The sequence below is a fragment of the Vibrio sp. F13 genome (assembly GCF_020806305.2).
GTDB classification, from domain to species: domain Bacteria; phylum Pseudomonadota; class Gammaproteobacteria; order Enterobacterales; family Vibrionaceae; genus Vibrio; species Vibrio crassostreae_C.
This window is the reverse complement of the sequence record NZ_CP170177.1, coordinates 107,191-121,541: the sequence shown is the minus strand read 5'-3', so window position 1 is coordinate 121,541 and position 14,351 is coordinate 107,191. Positions and strand designations below refer to the sequence as shown.

Here is a 14,351-nt window from a genome sequence, read left to right as displayed (position 1 = left end):
AAAGGCTCTCAAATTAGGTAATGCCGTTCACTTGTGAGTGAACGGCATTTTTGTTCTTAGCATACCGGCTGTGGTCTAGGCTTAACTGTTCTAGGGAATGTTCTTTCCCTTCGCCCTTCAAGTATTAAGCTTTCAGCCATGTTGTGAAACCCCTTTAACTGACGAGGTATTGCTCCTGGTCTTGAGTAAGGTAAGCCTACAAGTAACGCCGATACATGAGCTAATGTGCCGTTAAAACTCAGTTGATAAGGAAGGTAATTTCCCTTTAAATTGAAGCAGAGCTCGACCATCTGATATCGGATTAAATTGTAAGTAAGCAAGATGCCCCATAACTCCTGCTTGACCAGCTCTGGTAAACGACTTCGCAGCGTAAGACGGTTTCCAAGCATGTATTGTTTTTGCTCTCGGTAGCCCAGCTCTATTTCCCAACGATGCTCATAAAGGCCTGCAATATCTTTTGATGGGTAACGCAGGGAGTCCGTCATGGAGGTTAATACTTGGTAGTCTTTTCCTTTAATTTTACGAGTGACAAGTCGAGCGGTTATCGACTTTGGTAAATCAGGCCATAGCTTTCTAGCTCTTGGATTACTGTGTAATTGAACAAGTTTGTCATTTCGCCCTAAAGATTGAACAATGTCATATTGTGTATTTTTCTTGAGGGGGATAAGCCAATGGCGCTCTGAGCCAGAGTCTTGCCATTTATGTAATAAACCTAAAGAATAGAACCCCTTATCGAAAATTGTTACGCTATGGTTTGGTGTTGTTTCTATTAGTTTTTCAGCTAATATCATTTCGTTTGTATTGTAATTATCAAATGCACTGGCCGTAATAATGTGACTGCTTAGTTCCATTTGGCAGACCATTCTCACTTGCGGATATTGCGTCCCTTTTTGTCGAGAAAATGCATTTTCATTTTGCGGGTTATCGGGCGTTCGCCAAACAACGCCATCGACACCAAGAAGCGTTAACCCATTCCACTAGGGTAACTGTGCGCTTTTCAACCATGACGTAGTCATTCGCTCAAAGACCGCTTTTATTGCGTCTTCACCCAACGTCTTTCGACGTTGAGTCAACGCACTTGGTGCGACAAAAGCTTTACCTGTACGGTCGTACAATATCAAGTTGGTTAACTAAATCTTTCATGGACTTATTGTTATAGATGGCCATTCCAACAAGCAGCCACACCATGGATTCTAGAGTTAACTTTCTCTTTCTCATCGTGACGGTATCAGTAAGAGAATAAGACTCGTCGATGAGTTCAATTGGAAGCAAGTCAGACAAAGTTTCAATGTTGCTAGGTTTCCAATCATTAATTATGTTTAGAGCTTGAGAAACATCCATAAAAAAATCCAAGTGCATTAAATACACTTGGATTTTGACAGCTCTGGAGGATCGTTCAACCGATCACTTTGGCTTTAACTGATCGGCATTACTCATAAGAGCGGCTTTCTTTTTAACGACTGATTGGTTGGTGTAGCACTACTGTTGTATTGAGAGAGCGAATGCCATTGAACGACTCTATCTCATTACATAAATGGTGTATTGATTGCAGGTCAGGTGCTTCAATCAAAGAAATAATGTCGTAGGTACCACCAACAATGCTTGTAAGTCTGACTTCAGGTAGTTCTTTTAACGCATTACTTACATCATTTTTCTTACCTTTTTCACAAGAAATCAGCAAATAACTTGCCGCTTTTCTCCCGTCATTTTCTACTCTTATTTGTGCCGTATACCCTTTGATAATACCGGTTTTTTCAAGTCTGTTGATACGTTCAGCGACTGCTGTTCGCGACAAGCCGATGTTGCGAGAAAGGTTAGCAATCGATTCTCGCCCATTGGAGAGTAGATTCGATAGAATTTTACGATCTAGTTTGTCTAAGCCTTGTAAACTAATGTTGGACATCATGTGTTCTGCCTTTTCTGAATTATTATTATATTTGTATTTCTCTCAAATTAGAGCCTTTATCTTTCACCTAACCCGTCCTAAATAAGGTTGACACATATCCAACATGAAATTAGAGAGTTACAAATACAATTATGACTCTTATCAGAACGCACTTGCGGAAAGGATAATGGAAGACTAAAGATAGAATACTCACTGATGATGCAAAGAAAATGGTCTCCAAATCAGTAAAAACTAAGCCCTACAATGAGTTTGGCCTCGTCAAACTCTACCCCCCCCCCCGCCGATGAAGTACCTCCATCATTTTAATTAACCACTTGTTTGTCACCTCCCTCTATCGCCAAATCGAAAAAATAGGATGACTACAAGCGACTAAACCATCAAGAACAAGTTGGCTTGGGAAACTTCCTTCCTTATTCTATTTGACCTAGGGTAACTTCATCCTTATAACCCAAAAATTGGCTAAGTGCAGAGTGTTTGATTCTAGGTGAACCTAACAATCGAATTATTATCTTAGCCAAATATAAAGACCATTAATTTATTATTAATAAATAATGATAAGGCTTAATTCTTCTCACGTCCAAAAGGCTCTCTCCTGTAGTGGCATCCTGATCCCGGACCTCATAAATGAGGGGTTCAATGGCAAAACGACAAAGACGTACATTTTCTACTGAATTCAAAAATATATGCTGCAAGCTTGGTTCTTGACCAAGGGGACTCCATCCCTGAAGCAGCTAGCTCTATGGAATACGTGAAACAGCTTTACGACACTGGGTCGAATAACTCAAAATTGAGCAAGGTGGGGTTACTCCAACGACCAAAGCCCTCACGTCTGAGTAAAAGAAAATCCAAGAGTTAGAAGCCCATATTAACCGATTAGAACGAGAAAAATCCGTACTCCAAATAGTGTTTGGTGCGGCGATATTACTTATCTTAGGTCTGGTTCGAAGTGGGCCTACTTAGCAGTAGTGCTTGACCTATTTAGTCGACGCGTTGTGGGCTGGCCTTTAGCAGATAAGTCCAATGCTGAATTAGCATCTAAAACTTTAGGGCTGGCTTAGAAGAAACGGGGGCGGCGAAGAACATGATGTTCTATTAATATCAAGGATGCCAGGACAACTCAAAGCATGAGCCTTCGTGGTAATTGTTGGGAAAACACTCCCATAGAAGGTTATTTAGAAGCTTGAAAGCCGAGTGGGTACCAGAAACAAGCTACCTGGAACAAGCTCAGGACAAGAAAGACAACGGCTATTACCTGATGAGTCCTTACAATCGGCAACGCCCTCAAGAAAATGATGGGTTGTCACCAGTTAATGGCCCTTCAGCCAGTGTCCTGTACTTTTGACCACTACACCCCCTAGAACAATCAATATTCCGCCGACCATCAAAGACCATAAGCTAACCTATTTTATTTTTTAGTGACCCAAGTTCAAGCTAGACGCCCCCAAAACGCAATGAAATCTGTACTACTAAACATTAGATTAGTAAGTACACCAAAAAATGAATAGCTGCAGCTCGATTAAGAGTTCCGATTCTTTCGTAACGAATTGAGGAATAAAAGCAAAATAACAGGCTCAAGGGATCTCGTAGACAGAGAAGAAGCAACTATATAAAACAGGAAGAATGAGAGTATTAGTCAAAAATTTATTGTTGTTTAACCCTCCAAAACCCCAGTTTTAAAAAACTAAAATATCACTATAAATAGATGATTTTTTTGATAATTTATTTATAAATTATCAAAAAAATCCTATGAGGAATGGCCTAAATTTTAGCCATTGCCAAATGGGTAATCTAAAATTATTAATAATCATTTTTTATTAAAATTCATTCATCTACACAGATAAATTAGAGATGTGTATATGAATAAATTTTCAAAAGGACTACTAATATGGAAACACTGATCTGCCGCTCTTTTCAATCATTTATAGATTTCTGCGATAACGATATTGTTAAAGGAAAAAATATCCACTGCACTTTTAAGGCCTGTAAGGAGAAGGACTGGCGTTGGATGCAGTTTTACCTAAACGACAAAGGAGGAAAAGAGCTGACCTTTAGCTTCATATGAAACAAAACGCCTTAACTAATATTTCGTTTAACTTCAAATTTATTCAAAATTTTGCAAATAGTATTCAAAAAATGAGCCATTATATAAAGCACTAGAAAAACTAACTGTCTTAACCATCGCTCTCTAGAAATATGGAGAAACACTATGTTAAAAGCGCATCTCGAAAACCTACAATTACCTATAGGTAATTGTATATTACACAGGGATGAATCAGGGGCTCAATTGATGCTTAGCAATCAAAAGTCATTTTCAATTACCCTACCTGAAAGCTGTATCCTTGAAACTCTGATTAAGAAAGAACAACTCATTTCAACCAAAGAAGAGTTAATTATTGCCGCTTGGGGGAGCCCAGATATCATCGGGCCTAACTCTTTACCAGTCGCGATAACTAACCTAAGAAAAGTTCTAGACCTTGATAGCATCAAAATCGTCAACATCCCAAGAAAAGGTTACAAGATTCATATTCCTGAATTTGAAACCTCACTAGACCCGCCGAGAGATATAAAGTTACCACGTCACTCTAAGTTTTCGTGTCCTCTCAAAAAAGCAACCAATCATCTAAAATTATACCAATGGACTTTCATCGGCTTATCTTCAACAACCCTCGCGGTCCTACTAATCAGTTATTTCTATTTTCGATACGAACTTGAAGTTGTTAACGTGAACCTTAATAATCAATCAAGCCAAATCTGTTTAACAAAAAAGGATGAACTGAAATTAATCCTCGCCTCTTCCCAAGTTCAGGCAAGCAAAAAACCTTCAATAAACCCCTAACACCTCGTCAATTTAGTTATTAATAACTAAATCCCCCCTTATTCACAGCAAAGGGGGGTACAACTTAGAGTGCAGGTTCTAACGTAGCGTTAAAATGTCTCAATACTTTAGGTTCATAAGTAAACTTCAAACCTGAAATAGATGAGGCGCGTTTTTTCACTTCTTTAAAAGCAGCAATAATGTAATCAAGGTGAGCTTGCGTATAGGTTGCTCTGGGAATGGCTAAACGCAACAGTTCCGCTGGACAAGGCAGTTGTTCACCAGTTTCAAGGTCACACCCTTGCAATAAGGACCCTATTTCAGCCCCACGAATACCCGCCACTTTATAAAGCTCACAAGATAAAGCATGCCCAGGGAATTGTTCCGGCGGAATATGAGGTAAGAGCACACCTGCGTCAATAAATGCAGCATGACCGCCAGCTTGCTGGCAACGAACCCCTAACGCTTCAAGACCATTTACTAAATATTCAACTTGCTGAAGACGGGAAGCTAACCAATCTTCTTCCATCCCATCATAGAGTCCGACAGCTAGGCGCTCCATAGCACCGCCTTCAAGCCCGCCATAGGTTGGAAAGCCTTCCAATAGCACGCATAATGTTTTGCATTCTAATTGAACATCTAACAAGCTTTCATCTTTGAAAGCAAGCAATCCCCCAATAGGAACCATCGCATCTTTTTTCGCTGACATAGCAAAGATATCGGCATATTTAAAAGCTTCGCTAGTTATCTCTTGAATGCTCCATTCAGCATATCCCTCTTCGCGTTGCTTTACAAAATAGGCGTTCTCTGCAAACCGTGCACAGTCCATAACTACGGGAATATCATAAAACTGCGCTAACTCATAAACAGCCTTCAAATTGGCAAGAGAAACTGGCTGACCACCTGCAGAATTGCAAGTAATCGTACTCACAATATAGGGCACATTTTTAGCCCCGATCTCTTCAATGCCAGACGCGAGCGCTTTCAAGTCAAAATTGCCTTTAAAATCTCTCTTAACTTCAGTATTAAAGGCATCACGAGAAGGCACATTCATCACACGACAGTTATTTTTTTGAGTGTGCCCTTGAGTGGTATCAAAAAAGTAATTTGAAAATGCGGCCATCTTTTCTCGTTCTAGCCCCTTATCTCGTTCACGCTTATTGATCAAGGCAGGTACATACAACTGTTCAGCGCCACGTCCTTGGTGTGTAGGGATAGTAAACTGATAGCCAAATATATCTTTTACCGTTTGGCTAAGCGTCCGATAGCTTCGACTGCCGCTGTACGCTTCATCACCTCTCAACATTGCGGATTGCATGGCCTGCGTTACTGCCCCGGTGCCACTATCGGTCAGTAAATCGATAAACACTTTATCGCTATCTAACAAAAAAGGATTGTACCCCGCTTTCATTAACGCCAGCTCTCGCTCTTGTTCTGTTGTTCTTTTAACTGGTTCAATAACCCGGATTCGATACGGCTCCGGCAAATAGTGTGAATCCATAGGCTGTTCTTGATTGTTGCTAATTGCTGACATAGGGTTCTCTCCAAACATTTTCCAACGATTAAGGGTAAGTTGGTTAGAAATAACTAAAGAAGCCCATTATTCGGACACCCAAACCTCTCCTTCCCAACTTAAATAAAGATTAATCAAATAAATAAAATTTGGTATTAATTTCAGCGTAAATTAAATATTAATAAACATATTAACAACACCTAAAAGCCCTCTAAAAAAGCATCATAGCCATGAGAAAACCTGACCAAATGACATCACCGTTTTTTTAATTAATAAAGATAATTAAATAAACAATGGACTTAGAAAGTAGCACTATAAAAGTAGTGGTATGAGAATGAAAAATATACCTAGAGCATATAAATTAGAAGGAAAATGGAAATATGGAGAGCCCATTATGATACTAGGGAACACATTGGTTGCTGGAGCGGGGCCGGTCGGCATTCAAACTAGCCAAATTATGGCTCCTCTTAGTCAAAAAATAGCCCTCATCGGCAAAAGCTCCCCTCAGTGGGAAAATAGGCAAAGATTAATCAAACAACACGGATACGTTGTTTGTTGTGAGGTGAATGAACCACAATTAGCGACACTAGTCGGATTAGTTAAGTTTAATGAACTTTATACAGAGCTCTCTCCCCTTCCCTCCTCTTGGGATACGTTAGTTTTAGCCACTCCAGCTCACGCCTATTGTGATGTGTTGTCTTCCTTTTCTGAAATTTTATTAAAGAACTTAAAACAAATCATTCTTATGTCCTCAATGCTCGGTGGGTGTCTTATTTTAGAAGGAATGTTAAAAAAGAAAGGAGCCTCTCCAAATATAATGCTCTTCTCTAGCTACTTTGCGACGTCTTATTTTACTTCTAACCCGACGGACAAAAATAGGGTCCTCACGGTCAGAACCAAAACAGTAAAAAAACGAGTTTATATTTACCAGTCTAAATCCAATGATGGTTTATTGAGCGCCTTGCGAAACGCTTTAGAAAAAATTGATGTTCAAGTCATCCCTTTAGATAACTCGTTCAGTGTGGAAGGCAGAAACATTGCTACTTATGTACACCCTGCTTTTATTATCAATACGTTTTCATTAGATCACATTTTATCTAAGGAAGACGAAGTTAAGTACATGTATAAACTGTACCCAGAAGGGCCAATCACCATGAGTTCGATTAGGGATTTACTACTGCACTGGAAATCAGTTTCTCGCCTACTTGAACATTACTCAGCTCAACCGATTAATCTACTGCAGTTGCTAAATGATGAACATCACCGAGTACATGAAAAGACTATCCCCAAGGACAAAATAGTCTCTTTCAACGAGCTTGATGAGATAGAGCAGGAATATCTACTCTACATACGATATAGCACAATCCTGATAGACCCAGACCCGTTTTCAAAAGGTAAAACCTTTGAGGTTTCAGCCAAACCTTATATCAAAGGAAAAGTTAGAAAAGGAAGACTACTACTCCCCAGAACTCCTCTAGAAGACCTACAGACCCTTTATTGGCTTAACCACTTAGTTCAAAGCTCAAGCCTAATCTCTTCTGTCACATTTCCCTCAATAGAAGTGTTTGAAAATTGGATAAAAGAAAGAAACCTACCAAATACGCTAATCCAGGCTTTAAAACAACGCGCAAAAGAATATTACGAATATGCAACCCCATCTATTAGCCCCTAGTAATTACTAGGGGACACACATATCTTTTAATTCGCATTTTAGCGTTTTGCTTCAAAAAGATAACAGGAAAAAGGAGATTAAGGTGTTAATAAGAAAAGCGACGCTCAACGACATATCCTCTATCAATGCTCTGTGTCACGAGCAACTAACAGGCAGCCACAGTAAAATTAGCCATTACAAGAGAGAGCAGAACGAATACAGCTTAAGTGATTACAATTTCAGTAAAATCAGAATCATTGATCTAGTTTTTACGGAATCAATGATGAAGGAGAAGCTAAACAATAAAAATATCTATTTTTTTGTCGCTGAAACAAAAAAGAATAAACAAGTCATAGGTTACCTAATGGTTAGTGTCCATCCTCCTAAAAAAAGGCCGGCTCTCCAACAACGTCTCCCATCTTTCTACGCTTACATCGAACGATTTTATGTGTCGTATAAATACCATGAACAAGGTATTGAGCTTGCCCTACTCAACAGCTTTGATTATTGGAAAAAATACAAATCAGCACACTAATCATTATCTTTCAAAAAACCATGAAATTTGTCAATGCTCAGGCTGAGCATTGACAAATTTTCCCACAATCAAATCAATCTAAAGCTGTTTTTCTATAAAAGCCCATCAAACCTTCTTGATACCCAATCAAAAAGAAAAGGGCGAAACTAATATTGCCAGTGAGTTGCGAAAAGACAAGACAACACACACCACTACGACCCAAGCTAAAATAACGTATTCAATCGGTCACCAGTTATAAATTGCCCCAAGCCCCCTGGTTATCCCAAACCAAAGTAAAGGCGAGACAGCGAGTAACCAAGGAGTTTGGACCTCGATTTTTTATATGTCGGTTGCACCAGAAAAAAATAGCAACATGAAACGTCGATACCACAGCGTAAATCACACCGGTAATTAAGGTGTGACTGAGACACTACATTGTGCTTGGATACTGGTAGGAGGGCAGGGTAGGAGAGTATTAGAAGAGAACAGTTCATCTGCTTGGCATATGTGGCTTCAAACATCGAAATTAAAGCTAAGCGGTGTTCTGCTATTCGCTAGACAGATCTACGAGAGAAAGCCCTAATGCCTCACCTATGACATCTGGACAACTAGAAATTCGTGAATTTTAAAAGAAGGTATCTCGTCTTAAATAGGTTGACGATTTTTAGCAAGCCTGTAACGGAATTTTTTGTTTTTTCATACATATTATTTGGCCTGTTCATCTTACGAATGAAGGCGTCCGTTGACAATGACAACTAATGAACGCCCTCATCAGATTGAACATAAGTCATGTAGCTCACCAAAAACTCCTCTACCTTTGAAGAAAACATTTATTTTACCAAATTCGGATGCTTTTTCATTCAATGCCTTTTTCATTGTTTTGGTGTAGCTCCATTTTGGCTTAACCAGCAACCGCTCTTCTTGAAGGTAGTTAAACTAAACATCGCGGCCCAGCTTTATTCCTTTAGCTATCAATTGAGGTTTTAGTAAGAGAAGTGAAGCTTGTGAGTTCCTAGTCGAGACATGAAGCGCCTTAGTGCAAGCTCACCTTGACAATTTTTCTCTCTGATATACACATTAAAGATAAATATCGCGTAACGAACAAGCCCTAATTACGCTTACTTTCTTTTCGAAGGCTTCTTGCCGCCCTCGGTGATTTCGGCATCGTGCTCTTCCTTGAACTGACTAAATAATCCATTTCTCCTTTTTCAATGGTATCCACAACCTGTATTTAAAGCCTAGTATGTAATCTCGCTGAGTGCACTTAACGTAGTGTTTATTTGGGATGGTCATAATTAGTCCTCAATGTATAAACACATTTCAAGACGGGGAAAATATTAAAAAAACCACGACTCTGCTGATGGTTTAACAGTCGGACAAGAGATAAAGTTTATCGATGGCTTACAAGCTCGTCGGAAACCTAAAAATATCATGGACCGCAGCGGCCAAGGCTGTCACTAAATAAGTGGAAAGTATCATCAATTACTGCGGTGCTTCCAGATAAAAAACTTATCTCGACGAAAAAATTGCAGGGAGTAGGTGACAATCGAACGTTTTTTAGAAGCTTAAATACTAAGTAGATTCCCGCAATAAATTATCGCAGCTTTGCAGAGACTCAAAAAATCATCCAATACATAATTAGATATTCCAGCCAACTTAGGCCATATCAGTATAATGATGTTCTGACACCCATTGGCTCAGAACGATTGATTGTCTTGAAAACCGTGACCAATTTTATTGGACCACTATACTCTTGCCTCTAAAGAAAGATAAAGCCCCATTAAGCGATAAACGTAATTTCCCATCTAAGGGTTGATAAAGATTGCTACAAAGTTAGCGTGGTTGCATGACATTGGTATTCCTACAACGTTCGCGAGCTTGTTCGGTTGTGGAGTGGAACAGCACCTACCGACAATTTCAATTTAATACTCAGTAATTTCAGAGCAAGCTTCAGGAACACATTCGTCAAAGTTGGATTTCATTCACGCAACAAAGTTTAAGTCGATTTTAAAGTTAATCTTCTCAGGGACGACAGTAGAAATAGCCTCTGAAGCCAATTTCTATCCAAGAGTGAGAGAAAGGGGCGGTAAATTATAATTATTGACTTAACCTTTGAAATTCGAGAGTTCGTAATATTTGATTTCTGGCGTTGGCACTTAAGGTTCTTCCCAAGGCAAATTAATCCCACTGTCATTAATATAATCAGCGCTCAACACACACAACTCATCACAACACGAATCAACCTTTGTCCAATCCTAAATCTATAGGCCTCATCATTTGCTTGAGGAGGCTATTGCCGATTGTAGTAGCTCATCAGGTAATAGCGACTGAGCTTGTGTCCACTCGATTTTCAAATTTATGAATAACTTCTCCATGGGAGCATTGACGATCCCATGTCAATACTTACATCATAACTGAAAAATCTTTCAATATAATGGAGGGAAATTTACAAACGATATAGCGTTTCAAAAATCTTTGTGTTTCTCTTATCGAAAGTCCCTCTGCTTCTCTTCGCTACATATAGTTTTGTCTTAGGATCACTTCTCATTCTATCAAAACTACTGTCATCAGTGTCAGGATGTCTTTCCTGATGAAGTTTGTAACGAACTCACTTCAAAGAGGTTAGGTAAATGCAGACTCTTTGTCTAACCTCTGTAGATTAGCACATGCTGTAACCAACAATATCGCAGCTACACATGATCCACACCAAAGTGTTCCATTAATGTTGAAGCTCTTTCTTTAGTTCGCATGAGAGAAACTTTTCGTAAGTAGATTTAAATGATAAATAGGTTTGACTGCATAAAAAGTCGAGGAGACATAGCAAGCTCGTTTAATTCAGTCAGGCGCAGTGACGAGTAATGCATGAAACTGATTTACAGCCTGGGATGATCTAAAAAACGAAAAGATCTTCACCATAAGAGCCCGTATTAATAGTAGCGATTAACCACCTAGTTTAGTACCTAAGATCATTAGACCACTACAAACCCAACCCGTTTATCAATTACATGCAATTGGTAAAAAATATAGCTAAACATTAAAAGTAAGACATAAAATCATTAGATAACTAACATTTACCCAACAACTAACATCAAAAATCTCTCGAGATTTGATGTTAGTTGTTGGGTTACCGACTGAGCCTAAGTGAAGTTGGTATATCTTGAAACTAGATCCTAAAGTTTCTAGTTTCTTAGAGTTCATCTAAATGTATCAACATCTACCGATTCAATATCAACATCTACCGATTCAATATCAACATCTACCGATTTTATATTGATATTAAACGATCATACATATAAACATTTACCGAAATAAGATTTTTTAGTATTAACATTAGCCGATCTAAAAGGAAGGTAAGATCATTAATTTAAGTTAACTTATGATAATTAACCTAAATTGGTTATAAAACGATCAAAACATTAGATAAATTATGAATTAAATACATAGTTTGATCATTGTGAAGTAACTAAACATTTACCGAAACAAGTAGTTATTTACCGATATTTATACATAATTTATGTGACGAGCTATAGATATTTACCGAAATAATATAGACATCTACCGAAGTTGATGAGTTAAGTAAGGTTATCTGTTAAAATGATACTATCTCATTCTTAGGTAATGATCATGACCTTATCATCCAACTCTAGCCTGACGGTTATTAATGAAGAAGACCGAAAAAATCGGTTTATCTCATCGATTCTGTTCTCTCGAGCAACTATTTTTCATCCTGCTTCTCGTTTGACTTCAACGATGCAGTCAAAATTGATTCAAATTGCTCAGAGTGGTGGTACAGATCCAAATCACCCATTAGAGAGTGTTAATATTAATAGCTATGGGAAAAGCTTCAGGGTTGATCTACATGTAGATTATCTCCTACAACCTCATCGCGATATCCTCGAGACTATGCTGGCCTATGCTCAAACTATTCAACTCGACGATGCTTCTTATGAAGCGGGATCTCGTTTAAATTGGTCCCAAGTATATCAAACCATTTCTGATGGTGATATTTCTGACACTCAACAAGATGGTTTCGACTCTTTTATTGACCGGGATGCAACCGTTTTATCGATGAGTATGTATGAGCTAGCAACCCGAATGGGAATGGCGACAACTCGTCCGAACTACGATCAAATTGAGCGTCGTATTACTCAATTGGCAACGGCTCATTTGGTGATTAATGAACTCGATGAAGAACAGAACGTTGTAGGCAAAAAGCCCTTAGAATTTGTGCAAGATTACCGTTTCTATTGTGATCGAAGTAAATTCAAAACCGGCCGTAAAAACAGTAAGAATCTAACTAACCATGTATTCTTAGTGCCAGACATGCGCTTGCTACAAGCGATACGCGACCATGGTTACTATTATCGATTAGAACAACACAAAATGACCAACTATAGTAAACCGTCAGTTCGCTCATTCTTAAAATACATTACCACGCACAAAGCAGAATTTTTACATAACAAAAAGTTTGAATGGGCGCTCGATAGTTACATTCAGTCTATTGCTTCTAAAGTCAGCCATAGCTTCCGTAGCGATCTAAGAAAAGATTTGTTGGCCAATGCCGTGCAAATTGAAAAAGATTTTAGTCTTCAATTTCGCGATGTTGGTAATGGTATACAGATCTTTTATATTGGGGAGGGTAAATCATGATTACTCAATCTCTTGATAGCTTGATGTCTTCACCTGCGAGCCAAAGCCTAGAGTTCAGTATAAAAGGCTTACTCAAAGGGCATGTAGGTATGTTGATTGCCGCACCGAATGTCGGTAAATCTCACCTTGCACTTTGTATTGCGATGGAACACGCTTCTTCAATGTCTTTACTAGGGATGAGCGCGGCCGACAAACCGGCTAAAACCTTGGTACTGAGTTCAGAAGACGGGGCTGGCGTGATTCAATCTCGAATGAAAGAAAAGCTGGTTAATTGCACTGCCACCATTAAGTCAGAGCTAAAAAAAAATCTACATTTTTTAACGGACATTGAACCGATAGTGCTCCCGCCCGACAGCTCTGCACAAGAAAAAGTAGAACATAAGCAGTATTTAGAACAACTCAAACAAATTTTCTCTGAATTCGATTTAGTGATAGTAGACACCGTGACTGAGTCAATAGGCCGTTGTGAGGAAGTCAAACACGATCGCTTAATCAAAAATGTCTTCCAAAGCCTTGCCAGTGAATCAGGCGCTAGTTTATTGCTTGTTCATCATGTGAATAAAGAGGAAATTCGTGGTAATCAAGAAATTACCATGGCATCTGGGGCTGGTTTAACGTCGATAATGCGATTAACAAAGTGCTTATTTACGTTAAAGAGAAACAAGGATTTCCTGTCGATTAAGTACCTTAAGAGTAATTATTTACCTGAAAATGAAAATCAAGAGTTTGCGGTTGAAGTAAGACAAAACCTTACGATTAATCCACAGGTATTCAGTTTGAAATCCAAGACGTCTAAGTCTGTTCGATCGGTGCAAAGTATTAAGCAAAATCCAAAAAAAATTACGCTGCCTGGAACTATCCCGGAACAAGAAGAAATTGAAGAGCGTAAAAACCTCAGAGACGTTTTGTAAGCTAGCTCTCACATTTTCAAAAAGCACCGAATTTCGGTGCTGTCTTTTTGTCTGACTCTGTTCGCACTTTCTTATATCCGTTCACTTTTTTGTCTACCTTAGATAATCTTATTTAAGGTGAAAACATGGTGAACTACGCATATTTAGGAGTCTCTTCAGACAACCAATATGTAGCAAACTAAAAGCACGGGCTCTATGACTCTACCAAAAAGGTTGGGATAGGTAATTTGGTGTTTGTAGAAGTCAGCCGTATTGCACGTCTTACCTCACAAGTGCTCAAAGCACTCTAAGTGAGCATGGAAAATAAAATCATCGTCTATATTGCTAATCAGAATTTGCAACTGGATGGTTCAATGCTGTGTCGGATAATGGCAACAGTACTAGGCGCCAA

The 14,351-nt window shown here is 38.8% G+C and carries 8 protein-coding genes and 4 pseudogenes; 8 read left to right on the top strand and 4 right to left on the bottom strand.

The window, feature by feature from the left end; translation table 11 throughout:
- Positions 1-13 precede the first annotated feature (13 nt).
- Positions 14-1,341: pseudogene (locus LMH68_RS23385) on the bottom strand (IS4 family transposase).
- 112 nt (positions 1,342-1,453) lie between these two features.
- Positions 1,454-1,906, bottom strand: a complete 453-nt coding sequence (locus tag LMH68_RS23380) for an Lrp/AsnC family transcriptional regulator (RefSeq protein ID WP_017062578.1) — start codon at positions 1,904-1,906, stop codon at positions 1,454-1,456.
- 636 nt (positions 1,907-2,542) lie between these two features.
- Between LMH68_RS23380 and LMH68_RS23375 the strand changes: the two are divergent.
- The 3 genes and pseudogenes from LMH68_RS23375 (at position 2,543) to LMH68_RS23365 (ending at position 4,742) form a co-directional block, all read left to right on the top strand.
- Positions 2,543-3,248 (top strand): annotated as a pseudogene (locus tag LMH68_RS23375) (DDE-type integrase/transposase/recombinase).
- Positions 3,249-3,791: 543 nt separating this feature from the next.
- A complete protein-coding gene (locus LMH68_RS23370) occupies positions 3,792-3,968 on the top strand; it encodes a hypothetical protein (protein ID WP_016800056.1) in 177 nt (58 codons plus the stop codon).
- A 144-nt stretch (positions 3,969-4,112) separates the two neighbouring features.
- Positions 4,113-4,742, top strand: a complete 630-nt coding sequence (locus LMH68_RS23365) for a winged helix-turn-helix domain-containing protein (RefSeq protein ID WP_016800058.1) — start codon at positions 4,113-4,115, stop codon at positions 4,740-4,742.
- Between the two features lie 64 nt (positions 4,743-4,806).
- On the opposite strand, the gene tnaA is transcribed toward LMH68_RS23365, so the two are convergent.
- On the bottom strand, positions 4,807-6,222 hold the full coding sequence (gene tnaA, locus LMH68_RS23360) for a tryptophanase (RefSeq protein ID WP_029203693.1): 1,416 nt from the start codon (positions 6,220-6,222) through the stop codon (positions 4,807-4,809).
- Positions 6,223-6,562: 340 nt separating this feature from the next.
- On the opposite strand from tnaA, the gene LMH68_RS23355 reads away from it, so the two are divergent.
- Both LMH68_RS23355 and LMH68_RS23350 read left to right on the top strand, forming a co-directional pair.
- Positions 6,563-7,906, top strand: a complete 1,344-nt coding sequence (locus LMH68_RS23355) for an opine metallophore biosynthesis dehydrogenase (protein ID WP_017102562.1) — start codon at positions 6,563-6,565, stop codon at positions 7,904-7,906.
- An 82-nt stretch (positions 7,907-7,988) separates the two neighbouring features.
- Positions 7,989-8,420, top strand: a complete 432-nt coding sequence (locus LMH68_RS23350; protein WP_016800061.1) for a GNAT family N-acetyltransferase — start codon at positions 7,989-7,991, stop codon at positions 8,418-8,420.
- Between the two features lie 737 nt (positions 8,421-9,157).
- Here LMH68_RS23350 and LMH68_RS23345 read toward each other — a convergent pair.
- Positions 9,158-9,442 (bottom strand): annotated as a pseudogene (locus LMH68_RS23345) (IS3 family transposase); the annotation flags it as partial.
- Between the two features lie 2,581 nt (positions 9,443-12,023).
- On the opposite strand from LMH68_RS23345, the gene LMH68_RS23340 reads away from it, so the two are divergent.
- From LMH68_RS23340 to LMH68_RS23330, 3 genes and pseudogenes are all read left to right on the top strand, one after another.
- Entirely contained in the window at positions 12,024-13,049 is a 1,026-nt protein-coding gene (locus tag LMH68_RS23340) for a hypothetical protein (protein ID WP_016800063.1), read from the top strand.
- Complete coding sequence (locus LMH68_RS23335) at positions 13,046-13,960, top strand: AAA family ATPase (RefSeq protein ID WP_102258280.1); 915 nt, start codon at positions 13,046-13,048, stop codon at positions 13,958-13,960. The genes LMH68_RS23340 and LMH68_RS23335 overlap by 4 nt, the downstream gene beginning before the upstream one ends.
- 125 nt (positions 13,961-14,085) lie before the next feature.
- Positions 14,086-14,346: pseudogene (locus tag LMH68_RS23330) on the top strand (resolvase); the annotation flags it as partial.
- Positions 14,347-14,351: the final 5 nt, after the last annotated feature.

Coding starts and splice junctions, on each gene's coding strand:
- LMH68_RS23340 (WP_016800063.1), top strand. CDS start 12,024: ATGACCTTATCATCCAACTCTAGCCTGACGGTTATTAATGAAGAAGAC.
- LMH68_RS23355 (WP_017102562.1), top strand. CDS start 6,563: ATGAGAATGAAAAATATACCTAGAGCATATAAATTAGAAGGAAAATGG.
- LMH68_RS23335 (WP_102258280.1), top strand. CDS start 13,046: ATGATTACTCAATCTCTTGATAGCTTGATGTCTTCACCTGCGAGCCAA.
- tnaA (WP_029203693.1), bottom strand. CDS start 6,222: ATGGATTCACACTATTTGCCGGAGCCGTATCGAATCCGGGTTATTGAA.
- LMH68_RS23370 (WP_016800056.1), top strand. CDS start 3,792: ATGGAAACACTGATCTGCCGCTCTTTTCAATCATTTATAGATTTCTGC.
- LMH68_RS23365 (WP_016800058.1), top strand. CDS start 4,113: ATGTTAAAAGCGCATCTCGAAAACCTACAATTACCTATAGGTAATTGT.
- LMH68_RS23380 (WP_017062578.1), bottom strand. CDS start 1,906: ATGATGTCCAACATTAGTTTACAAGGCTTAGACAAACTAGATCGTAAA.